The organism is Rhodospirillales bacterium (assembly GCA_014323865.1).
Taxonomy (GTDB): domain Bacteria; phylum Pseudomonadota; class Alphaproteobacteria; order SP197; family SP197; genus SP197.
The window spans coordinates 1-18201 of the sequence record JACONG010000008.1 but is presented as its reverse complement, the minus strand read 5'-3'; the positions used below and the strand labels follow the sequence as shown (position 1 = coordinate 18201).

Below are 18201 nucleotides of genomic sequence, written 5' to 3'. Positions count from 1 at the left end.
CGGGGTGGAGGCAGTGTTGAACTGACGAAAATTGCTTGCAAATGTCGTGACCGTACCTGAACCGAAATCGGCGGTGACTGCGAGACGGCCAGCGATTCTTGTTGCTGTACTGTCTGCCAATGCAAAGAAGTCAGTCCTGAGATATCCCGTCATGGTGGCTTTCCCGCTACGCGGGAGGGAAGACGGGGCGACAAGACGGCTAACTGCAGCTGAATCAATCTTGTTGAACTTGTTGTTGACTCCGTTACGATAGATGAACGGTTCAACTATTTTGTTTCGAAAACCTGCAGAGTGTCGGATGACAAGGGGGTCGGGAGCCTGATGCTGGGCAGGAAATGTGAGTTCGGACACACTGGCGAGAGTCGCGGCCTCACCGGAATCTGCGTTGGCGGAAACCCCTGCAATCAGAAGCACAGCTGCAACAACGCTCGACAACTTGTTCATGGCCGATTTCTCCTTGTTCGTCGACGTCCATTCGTCGACATCCTCGACGAAAGCCGACCATATCCGGTCGAAGGGCCGGGGGTCAAGCCTCGTTGGAACTTTTTTCGCTGACCGACAAGGCCGGTTTTTCCGCTGCCCGACAAAGCCGGGCCTGGGGCTCGACGACACACTGCGGCGGCCCTTTGCCCGACAAGGTCCGCGACATCCGCCGGGGGCCAGGCGCGGCACCGCAGGCCTCGCACTGGCAGGCATGGCGCAGCCACACGGCTCCGGACTTCGCAGGCCAGCCATGGCAAGGGCGAATACGGTCGTGGCCCGATCCACACGAACACGATTGAGGGCTGTTCCAGCATCTTCAAGTGCCGTACAAGGGGACTTTACCGGCACTGCGCCAAGACGCACCTGCAGTGTTATCTGGCGGAGTTTGATGTCCGGTACGACAACCGTGCCGTGGTGGGGTCGACGATCCAGAGAGGTCCGCCAGGCCGATCTGTGGTATTGCTGGCAGAAGGGCCCACCTGTAGGGAATAGTCCCGCCCCGGCTCATGCATTGGCGGCTTGTGATGACAGTTGACAGTGAATTTCGCTGGGCGATCGATGCCTATACTCCGGAAACGATCCCGATGGATCGTCTTGCGGCGTATATGGGCGAACTCGCGCGCCTGCTCGGAGAGTCCCCGGCTGTGCACTTCGTTGGGCTCGAAGAAGGCAGCACCGTCCTGGTTCATCGGATCGCGCCTGAGGCGGTGCCGAAGGTGCGTGCGCGAACCGATGCCGTCAGACGAAATGCCGGGCCAGGCGATGCGAGGAAAGCCTACCGGAACATCAACAGGATGCTCCGTGAAGACAACGGCACCGCGGTCCTCCGAGAGGAGGGCAGGGAGATCATTCGGTTCCCCGGGCGAGAGGAAGAGGCGGAAGAGCTGGCCGTTGTGCAAGAGCATGGTTCCATCGACGGCGAGATCCTCATGGTTGGCGGCACCGCCGATCCTGTTCCGGTCTGGCTTCGATCCGACGGCGAGCGTTTGACCGGCTTCTCTGCCGCGCGTCCCATCGCCAAGGACCTCGGCAAGAGGCTGTTTGAGACCGTGCGCCTGTTCGGCACGGGACAGTGGAACCGTGACGATCAGGGGGCATGGAAGCTCGACAGTTTCGTCATAGACCGGTTCGAGACGCTGAGTGACGCCCCGCTGTCCAGCGCCGTGGCTGCGTTGCGTGCGATCCCGGGAGGGGAATGGGACGAGGGGAGCTTCGATGAGCTTCACCGCATTCGCTATGGCGAAGGCGGTGCCACCGAATGATCGGCTTCGATGCCACGATGCTCCTGCTGCTGTTGCGGCCAGATTCCGGCACACCCGTTGATCCAGCGACTGGCCAGCCGGTCACGCATGTCAAGAAGCGCATCGAGCACCTGATCTCGGAGCTTGAGAAGCAGAAGGCAAACATTCTCGTTCCGACCCCTGCTCTGAGTGAGGTCCTCGTGCGAGCGGGCCCTGCGGTGACGCAATATGTAAACTCGATCACCGGGTCAGCCGTGTTCCGCGTTGTTCCGTTCGACACCAGATCGGCAATCGAACTCGCGGAGCTTGTGCGGATCGCACGTGATAGCGGCGACAAGCGACAAGGGGGAACCGGCCCCTGGCAGAACATCAAGATGGACCGGCAGATCGTCGCCATCTGCAAGGTGCATGGGGTGAAACGGCTCTACTCTGACGACAGGAACATCAGATCCTTTGCCGAGGCGGCAGGGATTGAGGTCGCGCGACTGGCAGAGATTGCGCTTCCACCGGCGTTCGCGCAAATCGATCTGTTGCGAGACAACGGGGATCGCACAACGCATGGTGAAGACTTGGAAACATCGAACGCCTGACACTCGGGCGCAGAAGTCCGGGAAGGCTGCTCGCAAAGCGGAAGCCGACGGGAACGAAGCCGCCTTCGGGGCAAAGCTGTGAGTGCGCTCGCCAGTCAAATCATGACCCCGCGCGAAGCGATCCGATCCGGCCAGGATGTTGGGCCTTGTCCTTCTCTTGCCACTGAAAGCGGACCTCGACGGCTATTCTGTACTTGTCTGCAAGGCGTTCGGTTTCCTTCCAGGCATCCTGCGCTCGCTGCCCTTGGATCGAGATGCCCAACTCGGGCTGATACGTGTACCCCTCAGAGTTGTACTCATACGGCTTCGACAGAATCTGAAGCTCGCGGCTGAGCGCTTGAGGATCCATACCACTCCCTTTCCGGGCTGCGGCGATCATCTTCACCAACAAACTCTTCCACCTCTTCGGCTTTTCCAGTCTCTCGCCGCCAACTGAAGCATCGAGAATCCGCGTGTGCGAAAGATCAGGGTCGTCCGTGATAATCTCCCCTTGCGGATCACCTGGCGTATCGGAAGGCTTGAGGCCGAGCTGGTCCATTTTTTCCCGAACGAGGCGGTCAATCGTCCGGGGTGGCGTCTCTATCCCCAGCCATTTGGCTATGGACTGGAGATCGGCAAAGGTAGCGTCATTGACACGTACGTCAGGCATCGCGGCTTTCTCCGAGGCTGCATTCACAGAGAATATGTAACGTGGATTCTACGCATTCGCGAGATCGCATGGGATTCGCGAGGTCGCGTCAGGCACATACAACGGCATTCACCATGGGCATGGGCTGGGCTGGTGCGTCGCCAGTGTGCCGCCAGTGTGCCGATTGGGTCCTGCCCGGGCCACCGGACCGCCCCCCGCCCCCCGTCGCCGGTCCGGGTCACGCGCCGATGTGCTCAGACGGCCACCCGGTCGCGCAGCACGACATCGTTGCCGTCGAGTGTGCGCGCGAAGAGGTGGCCGGCGTGCACGGCGGTGGCGATCATGTTCGGTGCCTCGCAGTCGCCCGCGCGCGCCAGGGTCCCGATCCCGGCTTCGGCGAGCCTTTCGGGATCGGAGGCAAGATCGAGATAGAGCCCTTCGCTGGGCTCGCGCGAGGTGACGACGACGATATTGTCGGAGATCGCCTTGCGCTCGCGCCCGCTGTAGACGCAGGCCAGCGTGGCCTGGCTGCCGTCGAAGGCGAGCAGCCTGTGGGCGGTGACGATAGCGATCTCCAGCGCGATCAGTCGGGCCTGGATGCGCGGCTGATCGAGCGTGCCGTGACACGATGGCGAGACCGAGTCGGCGCTCGTGACAAGCACCACCTCGTTGCCTGCGGCCTTGAGCGCCTCGGCGATGACCCCGCCCATGTAGAAATGATCGTCGTCGTAGACCATGACGCGTCCCTCGATGGTGGAGCCCTCCATGACGTCATCGGGCGTGAACACCCGGCCGTGCCCGTGACCGTCGAACGGCCTGAAGCTCGACCGGCCCATGCCGTTGTGCCGCCAGCGCGAGCCGGTGGCGATGCAGACGTGTTCGAAGCCGAACTCCAGCACCTGTTCAGCGTCCAGCCGGCTGTCGCGGAAGACTTCGACATTCGGCAGCCTGGCGATCTGACCCAGCCGCCAGTCCCTTACGCGGGCGAAGGTCGAAAGGCCCGGAAGGGTCGCTTCGCGTGCGGAACGGCCGCCCAGGTCGCCCGTCGCCTCGGCAAGCGCCACCTGATAGCCGCGCTGTCCGGCGGCGCGTGCCGCCTCCAGCCCGGCCGGTCCGGCTCCCACGATCAGCACCTTGCCGTCGCTGCCCTTCGGCGCGATCCGTTCGGGGTGCCAGCCGCGCCGCCATTCCTCGCCCATGGTCGGGTTCTGGGTGCAGCGCAGGGGCCAGCCGTCGTTGTTCGATTTGATGCAGACATTGCAGCCGATGCACTCCCGCACGTCCTCGATACGGCCTTCCTCGATCTTCCTGGGCAGGAAGGGATCGGCGATCGACGGGCGGGCCGAACCGATCATGTCGACCAGGCCCTTGTTGATGATCGCGACCATGCGGTCGGCGGATGTGTAGCGCCCCACCGTCAGCACCGGCCTGGTCGTGACCTGCTTGACGAAGGCGATATAGTCCTCCTGCGCACCTTCCCCGGCGAAGCGGGCGGTCCGCGCATCGGCCGCGAAGTTGGCGATGTTGACGTCCCACAGGTCCGGCAGCTCGGCGACGTATTCCACCAGGGCGCGGCCGTCCCCGTCCCTGGTGATGCCCATGTCGACATCGAGATTGTCGACCGCGAACCGGATCGCGACAGCGCAGGTGTCACCGACGGCGTCCCCGGTGTCCTCCAGCAGTTCCCTGATCAGGCGCGCGCGGTTTTCGAAGCTGCCGCCGTATTCGTCTGTGCGCTGATTCTGGATCGGCGAGAGAAACTGAGCGGGCAGATAGCCGTGCGCGGCGTAGACATAGACGATGTCGAAGCCCGCCTCCCTGGCCCGCAGTGCCGACTTGCGATGATTTTCGCGGAAGGTGCGGATGTCGGCCTTGTCCATGGCGCGGGTCTGGCTCGTGCCGTGCCAGACGGGCATGGAGTTCGGCCCCGTGGGCGGACGCCGTGTCACGCCGTTGTCGCTGGAGTAGCCGCCATGCCACAGCTCGACGCCTGCGAGCGAGCCGTGCCGGTGAACCGCCTCGACCATGGCGGCCTGGTTCCTGATGTCGTCGTCATCCCAGAGCGTGCAATACGCGTGCGGCCCGTCATCCGAGCTCGGGTCGATCGAGCAGTACTCGGTGCAGACCACACCCCAGCCGCCCTCGGCCTTGACGCCCCGCATGGCGTTCACGGTTTGGGGCATCTGGTGGCCCATGCCCGAGCAGTGCGGCACCTGGTAGAACCGGTTGGGAGCGGTCACGGGCCCGATCTTCACCGGTTCGAACAGAACGTCGTATCGCGGATCCCGTGCCATGATCTTGCCTCCCTGCCTGGGGTCAGACTAGCCGGGGTTGCCGCGTGGCCGAAAGTCCCGCCGTTTTCACGATCACGCCGCCGGTGCTAACATGTACGCAGTGTTCCCGAGGAGCGGCCTGTTGTCCGAAGTCGTCGACCTGCTGCGTCATCTGGTCCGGCACGAAACCTGCGATCCACCGGGCCGTGAGATCGATATCGCCCGGATGGTCCATGACCGTCTGGGTTCGTCCGGCCTGGAGTCGGAGCTCGATGCGTTCGAGCCGGGCCGCGCGAATGTGATCGCGCGGGTCCGCGGCGGCGGCGATCGGCCGGCCATCGTGTTCTCGGCCCATTTCGACACGGTGCCGCCCGGCGAACAGCCCTGGATCCACGATCCCTTCGCAGCCGAGATCGTCGACGGCAAACTCTACGGTCGCGGTTCCGCCGACATGAAGAGCGGGATGGCCGCCATGATTGTCGCGGCCGAACGCCTGGCCGCATCGGGCGACCGCCTGGGCGGCGATGTGGTGCTGGCGCTCAGCGCCGGTGAGAGTTCGAACGCGCTCGGTGCCCGGCGCATGGTGGAGACCGGTGCGCTCGACGGCTGCGGCGCTCTTCTTGTGAGCGAACCCTCGACCATGGATGTGCTGCTTGCCGAAAAGGGCGCCTTGTGGGTGCGCCTGATTGCCCATGGCAAGCTGGGTCATCGATCCGGCGATGAGACCGGCACGGGCGGTCAGAGTGCGATCGAACGTATGCTTGATGCTCTGGTATCGCTCCGGTCGTTTCACTTCGATGTGCCCGACCATCCCCTGCTGGGTGCGCCGTTGGTGAATGTCGGAACGATCAGGGGCGGCACGGTCGTCAACCTGACGCCTGACCGGTGCGAGGCCGGGGTCGATCTGCGTATCCTCCCGGGCATGGATCCGTCGGAGGCCGAACAGGCGCTCCTGGCCCATGTCGGCACCGATCTCGAGCTCGAACGCATGGACTTCAAGCCGCCTGTGGAGACCGCCGTCGATCACCCCTTCGCCCGGATCTGTCTGGACGCTGTCACGACAGCCAGGGGCAGGCCCGCGGTGCCCGGCGGGGCGAGCTACTACAGCGACGCCTCCGTTCTCGCGCCGGCCTTCGATATCCCCATGGTCATTATCGGGCCGGGCCTTCTCGGCATGAGCGGACAGACCGACGAACATGTCGAAACGGCTGATGTCGAAGCCGCGGTGGCTGTCTTTGAGCAGGTCGCGCGGAACTGGCTTTCCGGCGGGGACGACGGCGCATGATCCGTTTTTGACGAGCGCCTCGCCATGCTTCCCTCCCGCAGCGACAGCCAACCGTGATCAGGACGACGAGAGGGGCACAACCGCAGCCGGGAATGCGATTCTTCGCAGCGGGATTTCGCCGGCTGAGCATGTCGAACGCACGCGCGCCCATGGCGGCGTCACCACCGCCAGCTTTGCTGCCGCCAACGGGAGCGGCGCGATGACGGCGTTCGCGGTGGCGCGGAAGGACCGGACGCAAGGCATCAGTCACGAACCGTTCGTGTCATCCCGGCTCTCCTTTCAGTCGGCCGGTATGGCACGGAATGAGCGGTATCAAAGCCCCGTCAGACAGTCCTCGACCAGCGCGTCGAGATCGCTGCCTTCGCCGAGCGACATGGCCAGCTCCTCGAGTTTCCTGGCTCTGGCATCGCCGACGGCCGGGGCGGCATAGGTGTGGAACTTCGCGATCATCTCCTCGGTCGAGAAGGGATCGTCCGGTTCGCCCCTGGGGCGGGTCGGGGCAGAGGTCAGTTCGCGGCCGTCCTTAAGTGTCACGACCACATGGGCCCAGCGTTCACGCGGGAAGCGGTCGTTGTAGGGCTGGTGGTCGATCAGGCGGACACAGTCGCTGACCCGGGCGATCTCGGCATCGGCGAGCGCATCGCCAAGGATCTCGTCCACACCGAGGCTCCCGCGTACCAGGGCCGCAGCGACGGGGTAGGGCAGGCTGTATTGCGCCTGTTCGGTGTCGGAGGGGTGACAGGTCGCCAGCCGCGTCGCCTCGAAGAAGGTCGAGACGGCGATATCGGCGATCTCCGTCGAGTCCACGCCATGGGCGGTCTGAACGGCCAGTGCGGCCTCCACCGCGGGCTGCGCCCAGCGGCAGACCGGATAGGGCTTCACATACTGATCGAGCATGTGCCAGGTGCGACCCAGATCGTTCCAGTGGTGGGCCACGTCCGGCATCTCGATGGTCGCGGCGGGTGCGCCGGTGAAGCCGCGCGCGGCGAGGTCGGCGGCACTGACGCCGGTCATCGCACCCCAGCCGGAGCCATCCTTCAGCATGGTCGGATGGTCGATGCAGCGCATCATCTGGCTGCGCGGCCCGTGGTATTCGGCGATGCCCAGGGCATGGCGCAATCCGTCGCTGTCGAGACCCATGACGCGCGCGCCGATCGCGGCCGCGCCCAGGCAGTTCCAGGCACCCGACGTGTGGTAGTCCGGCACCGAGCCGTGCAGTGCCAGGCCGGCGCGGCCCGAGACTTCGTAGCCCAGCACGAAGTTCACCAGGAACCCGCGCGCATCGACCTTGTAACCGCCGTCCTGGCAGGCGAGCTGGGCCGGCAGGATGGCGACACCGATATGGCCCTTGGTGGGCGGTTCGCCGTCATGGGCGTCGACAGCGTCGATCGACATGCCGCCTGCCAGCGCCGCCCCGGCGGGGCTTGCCCCCCGACCGTCGAACATGATGCGCGCCACCCGGTTGCCCGCCCCGAACATCGCGACGGCATGGTCGCGAACGATCCCCGAAAGCGGGGTCCGGATCGAGCTCGCGGCGACCCCGATGAGGTCGAGCAGATGAAGACGTGCCCGATGCTTCACCTCGTCGGGCAGCCCGTCATAGCTCAATCCCAGTACGAAGTCGGAAATCCGTGTCGCGCTCTCGGGCGCGAGTTCGGTGTAGTCAGGTCGAAAGTCCATAGGACGCCCCGCAAATGCCGACGGCATGAGACGGCAAGTTGGCGCGGCTGTCCATGGTTTGCAGTGTCATCCCGGATTATCCCGGATTATCCCGGTTCGTCCGGCCTGTGGCCGCCCCTTTTCGACGATGCGGAGGTCGGTGCCGGCGCGGGGTAGACGATGCGAGAGACGTCAGGTGCGGACACGGTCAGTACCCGCGGACCGGATCGGTGATGTTCGTGAGCGGCTCGCCCTTGAGGAAGCGATCGAGATTGTCGAGGAAGACCTGCGTGCTCAGCCGGTTGTAGTCCTCCCGGGTCAGCATGCCGCCGACATGCGGTGTGATGTGGACATTCTCCATCGTCCAGAGCGGATGGCCCTGCGGCAGCGGCTCCTCGGCGAAGACGTCGAGCGAGGCGGCGCGGACATGGCCGGACTTGAGCGCCGTCATCAGGGCGTCCTCGTCGACCACATGGCCGCGCGCCATGTTGTGGACGATCACGCCAGGCTTCATGGCCGCGATGGCTGCCGCGTCGATCAGGCCGTGCGTCTCCCCGGTCAGCGGGGTGACGACGATGACGTAGTCGGATTTCGCGAGGACGTCGTGCAGCCGGTCGGTGCCGACGACCTCCTCACAGCCCGGATGCGGCTGGGGTCGTGCCCGGACGCCGTAGACCGTCATGCCGAGTCTGGCACCGACATCGGCGCAGGCACCGCCGATCTTGCCCAGGCCGACCACGGTCAGGGTGCCGCCCGGCGAGTTCGGGATGTCGTGGACCTGCCAGACCTGTTGTTTCTGCTGTTCGTGATAGCGGAAGACGTTGCAGTTGATGGCGATCAGGCGGGCGATGGCGAACTGCGCCATACCCTCGTCCTGCACGCCGCCGGCGTTGCAGACATGCACCTTCTCCGGATCCCATGGTGCCAGGTGATCGATGCCCGCGCCCGAGGCATGGACGAAGCGAAGCGAAGGCTGGGCCAGCAGCGCCTCCCGCGGATAAGGCTTGCGCTCGAAGCGTTCGGTATAGGCGATGTGAGGATCCACCGTCGCCGCCTCAGGCAGGACGGCGAAGCTGTCGCATGTCGTGATCGCGAGTGCGGGGTGCCGCTCGCGGATCATGCCGGCCACGATCCCGGGGCGCTCGGCGTGAACAAGCAGTCGTATGGTCTCGGACATGATCTCTCCCGGATCGCAGATGTGGGGTCAGTATCCCCTGATGGGATCGGTAACATATTCCAGGTCTGCACCCCGAACGAAGCAATCGGCTCCGGACGCGCCGTCTGTATGAGAATGCGCTGTCGAAGCGGTCCCGCCGTCGCCGCGTTGGTCACTCCGGAGCCGGAGATGACCAGGGCCACGCCAGGCTTGCCCGTGGCCCGGGCAAGACCCTGGGCCATAAGTCCCGCACCCTGCCCGTTGCGGCTCCTCACATGGCTCCTTCCTCTTCCGCGCTGGCGTCCGGCGTCCGCATCGGTGATGCTGGTCCGACCGCCGTTTGATGGATGAGGACCGATCATGAACGACAAGCCTTACGCTGGCGACGTTCTTCCCGCCGAAGCCTACGCCGCGCTTCAGACCGACAATGCCGCCGTGCTGGTGGATGTCAGGACGGAACCGGAATGGCAGTTCGTCGGCGTGCCCGACCTCTCCGGCATCGACAAGCAGGTGAGGCTGGTCCAGTGGCAGACCCACCCGGGCGGCGTGCCCAATGATCGCTTCGTGGAGGAGTGTGTGGCGGCCGGTCTGGAGAAGGGCCAGCCGATCTATTTCCTCTGTCGCTCGGGTGTGCGGTCCATGCACGCCGCGGTGGCCATGACCGCCCGGGGCTATGGCCCCTGCTACAACGTCGCCCAGGGGTTCGAAGGCGACAAGGACGCCGCGATGCAGCGCGGCCGCACGGGCGGATGGAAGGTCGCCGGGCTACCCTGGCGCCAAGGATAGTTTCTACATGGTTATAGTTTCTACATGGTTTCTGCGGCGTTTGATGCGTTACAGGAGCCGGAGAGGCCCTTGAACCGCCCGTTTCCGTGCTTATATCCTGACTGTACCCGGCACCCGCCGATGACGGGGGTGCAGACGGGTACATGGGTCCCGCCACCGTAGGGGGACCGATCCAACGGTACATCGCTCAATGAGAGGATATGCACCATGACCCGTTTCGACTTCTCTCCCCTGTTCCGTTCGACCGTCGGTTTCGACCGCATGATGAATGCGCTTGAGGCCAATGCACGTTCCGCCGATGAGGGCTATCCGCCCTACAACATCGAAAAGGTCGACGAGAACGACTATCGCATCACCATGGCCGTCGCCGGCTTCGGCGAGGATGACCTCTCGATTGAGGTCAAGGATGCCACCGTCATCGTCTCGGGCGACATCGCCAGGGACAAGGATGAGGGCAAGACCTACCTGCACCGCGGCATTGCGGGCCGTAGCTTCAAGCGCACCTTCCAGCTCGCCGACCACGTCCGCGTATCGGGTGCCGACCTGGAGAACGGCCTGCTCCACATCGACCTCGTTCGCGAGGTGCCGGAGGCCCTCAAGCCCCGCACCATCGAGATTCGCAGCGGTGTCGCACCGCGCGCCATCGAGGCCGAGAAAGTCGCCGCGTAACGGCACGAGGCGACAGGTTGAACGGAGAGAGCGTCGGGCAGGAGCCCGGCGCTCTTTCGCTTTTGTCGCAATTTGTATATGGAGGCTAGCATCTAGTCTTGACTGAATTCCTGCGTCCAGAGAAAGCCTTGATTTTTCGCATTATCCATATCGACAATGTCGAGACTGTTCTATGTGAGGGCTGTCATTGTCAGAGTTCTCGCGAGGGGGATGGAAACTATCATGCTATCGGAAACGAAGAGCTGATTGAGAAACGCAAGAGCCGGTCCATACCTGTGGCCCCAGGAGGCGCATTGTGCGACTACGTGCCCTTCTATTTTACGCCATATACGCCAATGATGTACAACATTAAGACTGGATGGAATGGCATTAAATCTCAACACCTCGATGACATTGTAATATTGTTTAGTTCACTTCATCATTTAACTAAAAATAATGTGGATTTTGTCATTAGTGATCGGCATGCGTTACTAAAGATTGCGCGTTTCTCCAAAGACCTAACCGACTTGGAAGAATGGATAGTTTGGGACACGCTTCGTGCAAGGGATTTCAAGAAGGATGACATCGAGAAGTTCGAACGCTATCAAGCAGAAGCGTTGGCCCACAGGCATCTGCCGCTCTCTGGGTTGTTGGGTATAGCGGTGAGAAGCGAGGCAGTTCGTTTGACCGTGCAGGCTTTGGCTGATAAACACGACGTTGACACTAAGGTGATCACTAAATCGGAGTGGTATCTATGAGCATCCGGTTTGCGACTGGCAATGTGCTCGAAGCAGATGCAGAAGCGCTGGTAAACACTGTCAACACTGTTGGCGTGATGGGCAAAGGTATTGCCCTGATGTTCAAGGAAGCTTTCCCTGAGAATTTTGATCAGTATGAATCAGCTTGCAAAGAGAAGCGGGTTCAAGTTGGCAAGGTGTTTGTCACCGAACGTTTCGATCTGTTGCCTCCCCGTTGGATTGTGAATTTTCCTACCAAGAAGCACTGGCGGCAGCCATCCAAACTCGAATGGATCGAAGACGGACTATCGGACCTCGTGCAGTTCATGCTGATGAATAATGTCAAGTCAATTGCTATTCCACCTCTTGGGTCCGGGAACGGAGGTCTTGATTGGCGTATTGTTCGAGAGAAAATCGTAGATGCTTTGTCAGAACTTAATAACGTTGATGTGCTGGTCTATGAACCAACCAGACAGTATCAGAATGTTGTGAAGCGTGATGGTGTTAAGAAACTAACACCAGAACGCGCTCTCATTGCTGAGCTTGTTCGTCGCTACGCAGTGCTAGGTATCGAGTGTACATTGGTTGAAGTTCAGAAGTTAGCATACTTTTTGGAGAGAATAGTGGATCAGGATGATTCACCGGCGTTCTCATTCGATTTCGTTGTCGGAAAGTTTGGTCCCTACTCCGACAATCTCCGACACTTGCTTAACTCGATCGATGGGAGTTACCTACACTGCGAGAAGCGGCTCGCAGATGCTGCGCCGCTGGACACGATTAGGTTCGAGTTTTCCAAGAGCGACACAGTCGCTGCATACCTCATGACCCCCGAGATGAACGCCTATCGCCCCGCTTTGGAAGCAACTTCTGATCTAGTCGATGGTTTTCAATCTCCTTTTGGATTGGAGCTCTTGGCCACGGTTGATTGGCAGATCAGTCGCCAAGGCGTAAAGCCAAGTGTTGGGGCGGTTCGGGAGTCGCTGGTCAATTGGGCCGGTGGTCAGGCAGCGGGTCGCCGCAAGCAACGGCTCTTCGATGAGCGAGTGGTAGGGCTGGCATTGGAGGCTCTACAAGAGGCTAGCCTGGTATAGGCACCCCGTCTTCGGTTCGACCATGTGCGCTGCGCGATTGCGCACGTGCTTCGCCCGGAATGATGGCCTTGACTCATCTTTGTGAGGGTCCTATTTCTCCGGCACGTGGTGATTTGTGCCGACCGGCTTGCGGCCACGTTAAAGAACTCGCTAAAAGGTCGCGGCGGGTTCTCCAGAATCCAGGATGCCCTGACCCGAAGCGGGTTGGGGTTTTTTGTTTTCTGGAGGTTCAGAGGTGACCGTATCCCCGACCGCTTCCCCCAACTGGCGCGCCCAGACAGCGCTGGTGCGCGGGGGAACCACCCGATCCGAACACGACGAGACGTCCGAAGCACTCTACATGACCTCGGGCTATGTCTATGGCTCCGCCGAGGAGGCGGCTGCGGCGTTCGCCGAGGAAAACCCGCGCTACATCTATTCGCGCTACGGCAACCCGACCGTTTCGATCTTCGAGGAACGCCTGCGCCTTCTGGAAGGCGCGGCGGCCTGCCGTGCGACGTCGTCGGGCATGGCGGCGGTCTATGCGGCGCTGGCCTCGCTTTTGAAGGCGGGCGACCGGGTCGTGGCCTCGCGCGCGTTGTTCGGCTCGTGCCATCACATCGTGACGAACATCCTGCCCAGGTTCGGCGTCGAGAGCCGTTTCGTCGACGGTACCGACCTCGACCAGTGGCGCGGGGCGCTGAAGGACGGGGCCGAGGCCGTGTTTCTTGAGACACCCTCGAACCCGACGCTGGAGATCGTCGACCTCGCGACGATCTGCGATCTTGCGCATCAGGCCGGGGCCAAGGTCGTCGTCGACAACGTCTTTGCCTCGCCGCTGCTGCAGAAGCCGTTGCAGTTCGGCGCCGACATCGTTGTCTACTCGGCCACCAAGCACATCGACGGGCAGGGGCGCTGCCTGGGCGGTGCGGTCTTGGGACCCGGCGACTTCGTCGACGGCCCGCTTTTCGCCTTCCTCAAGCACACCGGCCCGGCGCTCTCGCCATTCAACGCCTGGCTTCTGCTCAAGGGCCTGGAGACTCTCGACCTGCGTGTCGCACGCCACTGCGACAACGCGCGCGATGTCGCCCGTTGGCTCGAGACGCGCAGTGGCGTGATCCGCACGCTCTACCCGCATCTCGACAGTCATCCGCAGGCCGCGCTGGCGAAAAAGCAGATGACCGATGGCGGCAGTATCGTGAGCTTCGAACTCGACGGCGGGAAGCCGCGCGCCTTCAGGTTTCTCAACGCGCTCAACCTGATCGACATCTCCAACAATCTCGGGGATTCGAAGAGCCTGATCACCCATCCCGCGACCACGACACATTCCAGGCTGCCCCAGGCCGATCGCGACCGGCTCGGCCTCACCGACGGTCTCTTGCGCCTGCACGTTGGCCTGGAGGATGTCGCCGACGTCAGGGACGACCTGACCCAGGCCCTGGCGGCGTAAGCGAGGCGGTTTCGTTGTGTCCCTCGCCCTGCCCGGGAGAGGGATGCACAGGCTCGGTGAGGAACGAGCCTGGCCGGAGCCGGGTGAGGGCGCTTCCCGGAGCCGGGGCCGGTGTGCTCGCCGGGCGATCAACCCCAACTCCAACCCCAACCCTCTACCGATCCCGGGAGAGGAAGATTGTCTTGTCGCCCCCGTCCGGTCCCGTCACAGTGGACGCACCAGTGGAACGACCATGACCGACATCCACAGGAAGATCGCTGCGGGCGAGATCGTCATCCGCGACCGCCCTGCGGACTGGAGCATGTCCCGTTCAGATTGAATCAATCTGAACGGGTGACGATGCTCCGAGTCTTTCGATACGGAGCGGATTCGTCAGCTGTCTCCAGCGCCAGCGTCTGCCAGACGTCGCCGAGACCGTTCATCAGAGCGTCCATCATGGCATCGTCGTGAAGCGGGCCCGGCGTGAAGCGCAGGCGTTCGGTGCCGCGTGGGACGGTCGGATAGTTGATCGGCTGCACGTAGATGCCATGGCGTTCCAGAAGCAGGTCGCCGGCCTCGCGGCAGCGCACGGCATCACCGACGAAGACGGGCACGATGTGGCTGACCGACGGCATCAACGGCAGCCCGGCGTCCGTCAGACGTGTCTTCAGCGTTGCCGAACGTTCCTGGTGGCGCGCCCGCTCCGCACCGCTCTCCTTCAGGTGACGGACGCTTGCCAGCGCTCCGGCCAGTACGGCCGGCGGCAGCGATGTCGTGAAGATGAAGCCGGGCGCGAAGCTGCGCACCATGTCGACCATGGCGGCCGAACCGGCGATATAGCCGCCGACCAGACCGAAGGCCTTGCCCAGCGTGCCCTGGATGACATCCAGGCGATCCATGATGCCGTCGCGCTCGGCCACACCGCCGCCACGAGCACCGTAGAGCCCGACCGCGTGAACCTCGTCGAGATAGCTCAGCGCGCCATGTCGCTCGCAGACATCGCAGAGCTCGGCCAGTGGCGCGATGTCACCGTCCATGGAATAGACCGACTCGAAGGCGACCAGACGTGCATGGTTCGCCGGCGTTGCCGCGAGAAGGCGGTCGAGATCGTCGGGGTCGTTGTGCCGGAAGATATGCTTCGGCACGCCGCTGTGGCGGATGCCCTGGATCATTGAGGCATGGTTCAGGGCATCGGAAAAGACCATGCAGTCGGGGAGTTCGCGCGCCAGCGTCGACAGCGCGGCCTCGTTGGCGACATAACCCGAGGTGAAGACGAGTGCTGCTTCCTTGCCATGCAGATCGGCGAGCTCCGCCTCGAGTTCGACGTGGAGATGCGTCGTCCCGGATATGTTGCGGGTGCCGCCGGCACCGGCTCCTGTCGTGTCGAGCGCCTCGCGCATGGCGGCCAGCACCGTCGGGTGCTGACCCATGCCGAGGTAGTCGTTGGAGCACCAGATGACGACCTCGCGCTCGATGCCGTCCCGGCGCAGGCAGGCGTGCGGAAAGGCGCCGGCACGGCGCTCCAGATCGGCGAAGACGCGATAGCGGCCTTCGTGCTTCAGGTCGTTCAGGCGGCTTTGAAAGTAAGCGTCGTTATCCATGGCATCAGGTTTCCCGGCAAGGTGCCGCCCAGCCTGCGCATGCCCCGCGCGTTCTGGATGGGGATTGGTTTGTTTGAAAGCGCTCGTTGTCGCTGGAATCGCGTTGACATGATCACAGGAAACGCCTTGGCAACCGCCGTCACTCCACCTTGCCGGGGCCCTGCCTCTCGAACCTGGCGCCGAAGCCCCGGCCCTTCATGACGGCGGCGTCGCCGAACTTCTCGCGCACTGCGTCGAGCGCCTTGTCGACCTTGCTTTCGCTCGGGCCGACGCCGCTGAAGAGGTCGCCCTGGGCAATCTCACTCGCCTCGGTCAGATCATGTGCGCCGATGCCGATCAGGCGGAAGGCGCGGCCATCGGTCTCGCGGGCCAGAAGCGGTTCGACGGCCCGGAACATCTCCTCGGCCGATTGCGTTGGGCTCTTCAGATGGCGGCTCCGTGTGACGATCCGGAAGTCGGCGGTCTTCAGCTTCAGCGTGACGCCTTCGCCTGCGATGCCGGACTTCTTCATGCGCCGCGAAACGGTCTCGGCCAGCTGCCAGAGGATCGGCCGGAGCCGGTCGTAGTCGGCAATGTCGGAGTCGAGCGTGGTCTCCGACGAGATCGACTTCGCTTCGCCCTGCGGGTCGACATCACGGTCATCAAGGCCGCGGCTGCAGAGAGACAGTCGGCGACCGATTTTGCCGTAGCGGGCCACCAGTTCAGCCTCGTCGAGCCGGGCAAGCTCTCCGATCAGGGTGATCCCGTCCTGTGCCAGCATGCGCTGCATCGTTTTGCCCACACCCCACAGAAGGCTGACGGGCTTGTCCGAGAGGAAGGTTCGGGCATCGCCCTGGCCGAGCACGGAAAACCCGCGCGGTTTGTCAAGGTCCGACGCGATCTTGGCGAGGAACTTGTTATAGCTCAGACCGATCGAGACGGTGATCGCGAGTTCGGCCTCGACGCGCTTTGCCAAAGCCGCCAGTGTGGTGGCCGGGCTGCCCTGGTGGAGCGTCTCCGTTCCGGCCAGATCCATGAAGGCTTCGTCGACCGAGAGCGGCTCCACCAGTGGCGTCAGCGCCTGCATCATGCCGCGCACCTGGCGTCCGACGTCGCTGTACTTCTTCATGTCCGGCTTGATGACTGTGGCATCGGGACAGAGTTTCAGAGCCTTGAACATCGGCATCGCCGAACGCACGCCGCAGGTGCGTGCGAGGTAGCAGCAGGCTGCGACGACACCGCGGTGCCGCCCGCCGACAATGACGGGAACGTCGCGCAGTTCGGGACGGTCCCGCTTCTCGATGGTGGCGTAGAAGGCATCACAATCGAGATGGGCGATCGAAAGCTCGTGGAGTTCCCTGTGACGCACAAGCCGGGTTGATCCGCAGGCGTCGCAAGCCTCGGCGTCGGAGGGCGGCCGTTGGCCACAATCACGGCACAGGGTGGTCATGGACTCAATCCTAACACGTCACCGATGGGCTGGTCGTTGCGTCCATTGCGGTAACTTGCTTAACTTTGAGTCATGAACTGTCCATCTGGTGACCCATGGTCAACAAGGGACTCGGCCATACTCGACATCCAGGCGCTGCAGACCGGCCAGCCGCTCAAACGCGTTTCACAGGATATCTGCGCACGCACCGCAAAGCAGATGAACCGCTCGGATGAGCGCACCGGTGCGCGATACAATTTCCAAACCCTGAAGCGCATTCTCGACAAACACGACCCGGATTACGTCGACTGGAGCGTTTTCAATTCATTCGTGATCATATCCTGCGGCGGCGAAGACGCTCGTGCCGTGCTGTGGCGTGAAGCGATCGATGATCGTTGCGATGGCCTCCCGAACGCCATCCCGATGGGGTTGAAGTCCGGGCTCCGGGGCGGCAGGTCAAGCAGCCCGGCGCCGGCGGCTTCGATGGCCTGGCGGACACCCGCGACCTTATGGGCCGCAAGATTGTCCATCACCACGATATCGCCGGGGCTCAATTCCGGCACCGGGACCTGCTCCACACAGGCGCGGAAGGCGGGGCCGTTTCTACTTGAGATGAACCCGCTCAGGGCAGATCGCTGCGTCGGTCAGAGCGGCATCGCAATCCTGATCGTCGACCCCGATCATCGACTGACATATGCGACTGACATATGCGACCCTGAGGCCTCGCTCGTGGTCTCGACGGGTGGGCATGGATGGTGTTCGCCAATTACGGAACACCTTGCGGAACAACCTGCCCTTTCGGGAGGCGGTCGGGAAGAAACAGAAGATCCCGGGCGGCCATTCCGGGGATCTTGCCGCCCGGGATCCTGATATCAGCTCCCCATATCCGGGAAGAAACAGAAGGTTTCAGGCCGCGTGGCCGCCTGAAACCCTGATTCTGTCTTCAGTTCTGGGTCGGGGCAGGTTGTTGGACAGCGTAAAACGCTCCACCTTCGATAGGAGCGCCAGCTTGTGAGCCCACAGTAACGGTTCCTGTCAGGTCTCCGTGTACCAGCAACGACCCATCGTGATCGTACACGTTACCTGCAATTGTCCCGCTGACTCCGGTACGCTCATTGGAAACAGTAACCCTCGGGGCAAGGGTACCGCTCAGGGTGCTGGTCATCTCGGTCGCAGTGATCGTTCCGGTACCCGTAAGGGTCGTCCC

General features: G+C 62.9%; 17 protein-coding genes, 1 pseudogene and 1 riboswitch. Of the genes and pseudogenes, 9 read left to right on the top strand and 9 right to left on the bottom strand.

Annotated elements, in window-relative coordinates; all coding sequences use genetic code 11:
• On the bottom strand, nucleotides 1-444 hold a 444-nt coding region (locus tag GDA49_03990; protein ID MBC6439569.1), incomplete at its 3' end, for a hypothetical protein.
• A gap of 132 nt (nucleotides 445-576) precedes the next feature.
• Here GDA49_03990 and GDA49_03985 point away from each other — a divergent pair.
• Genes GDA49_03985 through GDA49_03975 form a run of 3 tightly spaced genes read left to right on the top strand, consistent with a single transcriptional unit; the run spans nucleotide 577 to nucleotide 2314 of the window.
• Entirely contained in the window at nucleotides 577-975 is a 399-nt protein-coding gene (locus GDA49_03985; protein MBC6439568.1) for a transposase, read from the top strand.
• A 14-nt stretch (nucleotides 976-989) separates the two neighbouring features.
• A complete protein-coding gene (locus GDA49_03980) occupies nucleotides 990-1745 on the top strand; it encodes a hypothetical protein (protein ID MBC6439567.1) in 756 nt (251 codons plus the stop codon).
• Complete coding sequence (locus GDA49_03975; protein ID MBC6439566.1) at nucleotides 1742-2314, top strand: hypothetical protein; 573 nt, start codon at nucleotides 1742-1744, stop codon at nucleotides 2312-2314. Before GDA49_03980 ends, GDA49_03975 begins: the two co-directional genes overlap by 4 nt.
• A gap of 100 nt (nucleotides 2315-2414) precedes the next feature.
• Here GDA49_03975 and GDA49_03970 read toward each other — a convergent pair whose 3' ends face one another.
• The gene (locus GDA49_03970; GenBank protein MBC6439565.1) at nucleotides 2415-2963 is read right to left on the bottom strand and encodes a hypothetical protein; all 549 of its coding nucleotides are present in this window, start codon (nucleotides 2961-2963) and stop codon (nucleotides 2415-2417) included.
• 233 nt (nucleotides 2964-3196) lie between these two features.
• Nucleotides 3197-5236 (bottom strand): FAD-dependent oxidoreductase, encoded by a 2040-nt coding sequence (locus GDA49_03965; protein ID MBC6439564.1) that lies wholly within the window; start codon nucleotides 5234-5236, stop codon nucleotides 3197-3199.
• 91 nt (nucleotides 5237-5327) lie between these two features.
• Here GDA49_03965 and GDA49_03960 point away from each other — a divergent pair, with 91 nt between their 5' ends.
• Nucleotides 5328-6500 carry a M20 family metallopeptidase gene (locus GDA49_03960; GenBank protein ID MBC6439563.1) on the top strand — a complete coding sequence of 391 codons (1173 nt, stop codon included), beginning with the start codon at nucleotides 5328-5330 and terminating at the stop codon, nucleotides 6498-6500.
• A 312-nt stretch (nucleotides 6501-6812) separates the two neighbouring features.
• Here the strand turns inward: GDA49_03960 and GDA49_03955 are convergent, their stop codons facing one another.
• The 3 genes from GDA49_03955 to GDA49_03945 all read right to left on the bottom strand — a co-directional run bounded on the left by GDA49_03955 (nucleotide 6813) and on the right by GDA49_03945 (nucleotide 9677).
• Complete coding sequence (locus GDA49_03955) at nucleotides 6813-8180, bottom strand: MmgE/PrpD family protein (protein ID MBC6439562.1); 1368 nt, start codon at nucleotides 8178-8180, stop codon at nucleotides 6813-6815.
• 187 nt (nucleotides 8181-8367) lie between these two features.
• Complete coding sequence (locus GDA49_03950; GenBank protein ID MBC6439561.1) at nucleotides 8368-9336, bottom strand: D-2-hydroxyacid dehydrogenase; 969 nt, start codon at nucleotides 9334-9336, stop codon at nucleotides 8368-8370.
• Nucleotides 9276-9677 (bottom strand): hypothetical protein, encoded by a 402-nt coding sequence (locus GDA49_03945; protein ID MBC6439560.1) that lies wholly within the window; start codon nucleotides 9675-9677, stop codon nucleotides 9276-9278. Before GDA49_03945 ends, GDA49_03950 begins: the two co-directional genes overlap by 61 nt.
• On the opposite strand from GDA49_03945, the gene GDA49_03940 reads away from it, so the two are divergent.
• From GDA49_03940 to metZ, 5 genes are all read left to right on the top strand, one after another.
• Nucleotides 9676-10101 (top strand): rhodanese-like domain-containing protein, encoded by a 426-nt coding sequence (locus GDA49_03940; protein ID MBC6439559.1) that lies wholly within the window; start codon nucleotides 9676-9678, stop codon nucleotides 10099-10101. The genes GDA49_03945 and GDA49_03940 overlap by 2 nt on opposite strands.
• Before the next feature lie 207 nt (nucleotides 10102-10308).
• The gene (locus tag GDA49_03935; GenBank protein MBC6439558.1) at nucleotides 10309-10770 is read left to right on the top strand and encodes an Hsp20 family protein; all 462 of its coding nucleotides are present in this window, start codon (nucleotides 10309-10311) and stop codon (nucleotides 10768-10770) included.
• A 98-nt stretch (nucleotides 10771-10868) separates the two neighbouring features.
• A complete protein-coding gene (locus GDA49_03930) occupies nucleotides 10869-11507 on the top strand; it encodes a DUF4433 domain-containing protein (GenBank protein ID MBC6439557.1) in 639 nt (212 codons plus the stop codon).
• Nucleotides 11504-12577 carry a macro domain-containing protein gene (locus tag GDA49_03925; GenBank protein MBC6439556.1) on the top strand — a complete coding sequence of 358 codons (1074 nt, stop codon included), beginning with the start codon at nucleotides 11504-11506 and terminating at the stop codon, nucleotides 12575-12577. The genes GDA49_03930 and GDA49_03925 overlap by 4 nt, the downstream gene beginning before the upstream one ends.
• Before the next feature lie 95 nt (nucleotides 12578-12672).
• A riboswitch (SAM riboswitch) is annotated at nucleotides 12673-12751 on the top strand.
• Nucleotides 12752-12812: 61 nt separating this feature from the next.
• The gene (gene metZ / locus GDA49_03920; protein ID MBC6439555.1) at nucleotides 12813-14006 is read left to right on the top strand and encodes an O-succinylhomoserine sulfhydrylase; all 1194 of its coding nucleotides are present in this window, start codon (nucleotides 12813-12815) and stop codon (nucleotides 14004-14006) included.
• A gap of 320 nt (nucleotides 14007-14326) precedes the next feature.
• On the opposite strand, the gene hemA is transcribed toward metZ, so the two are convergent.
• The 3 genes and pseudogenes from hemA to GDA49_03905 form a co-directional block, all read right to left on the bottom strand.
• Nucleotides 14327-15586 (bottom strand): 5-aminolevulinate synthase, encoded by a 1260-nt coding sequence (gene hemA / locus GDA49_03915; protein ID MBC6439554.1) that lies wholly within the window; start codon nucleotides 15584-15586, stop codon nucleotides 14327-14329.
• 139 nt (nucleotides 15587-15725) lie between these two features.
• On the bottom strand, nucleotides 15726-17015 hold the full coding sequence (locus GDA49_03910) for a DNA polymerase IV (GenBank protein MBC6439553.1): 1290 nt from the start codon (nucleotides 17013-17015) through the stop codon (nucleotides 15726-15728).
• 389 nt (nucleotides 17016-17404) lie between these two features.
• Nucleotides 17405-17557: pseudogene (locus tag GDA49_03905) on the bottom strand (transposase).
• Nucleotides 17558-18201 lie beyond the last annotated feature (644 nt).

Bases quoted from the DNA above. Each gene is read 5' to 3' on its own strand.
- GDA49_03980 (MBC6439567.1), top strand. From the start codon at position 990: ATGCATTGGCGGCTTGTGATGACAGTTGACAGTGAATTTCGCTGGGCG.
- GDA49_03975 (MBC6439566.1), top strand. From the start codon at position 1,742: ATGATCGGCTTCGATGCCACGATGCTCCTGCTGCTGTTGCGGCCAGAT.
- GDA49_03970 (MBC6439565.1), bottom strand. From the start codon at position 2,963: ATGCCTGACGTACGTGTCAATGACGCTACCTTTGCCGATCTCCAGTCC.
- GDA49_03965 (MBC6439564.1), bottom strand. From the start codon at position 5,236: ATGGCACGGGATCCGCGATACGACGTTCTGTTCGAACCGGTGAAGATC.
- GDA49_03960 (MBC6439563.1), top strand. From the start codon at position 5,328: ATGTACGCAGTGTTCCCGAGGAGCGGCCTGTTGTCCGAAGTCGTCGAC.
- GDA49_03955 (MBC6439562.1), bottom strand. From the start codon at position 8,180: ATGGACTTTCGACCTGACTACACCGAACTCGCGCCCGAGAGCGCGACA.
- GDA49_03950 (MBC6439561.1), bottom strand. From the start codon at position 9,336: ATGTCCGAGACCATACGACTGCTTGTTCACGCCGAGCGCCCCGGGATC.
- GDA49_03940 (MBC6439559.1), top strand. From the start codon at position 9,676: ATGAACGACAAGCCTTACGCTGGCGACGTTCTTCCCGCCGAAGCCTAC.
- GDA49_03945 (MBC6439560.1), bottom strand. From the start codon at position 9,677: ATGATCGGTCCTCATCCATCAAACGGCGGTCGGACCAGCATCACCGAT.
- GDA49_03935 (MBC6439558.1), top strand. From the start codon at position 10,309: ATGACCCGTTTCGACTTCTCTCCCCTGTTCCGTTCGACCGTCGGTTTC.
- GDA49_03925 (MBC6439556.1), top strand. From the start codon at position 11,504: ATGAGCATCCGGTTTGCGACTGGCAATGTGCTCGAAGCAGATGCAGAA.
- hemA (MBC6439554.1), bottom strand. From the start codon at position 15,586: ATGGATAACGACGCTTACTTTCAAAGCCGCCTGAACGACCTGAAGCAC.
- GDA49_03910 (MBC6439553.1), bottom strand. From the start codon at position 17,015: ATGACCACCCTGTGCCGTGATTGTGGCCAACGGCCGCCCTCCGACGCC.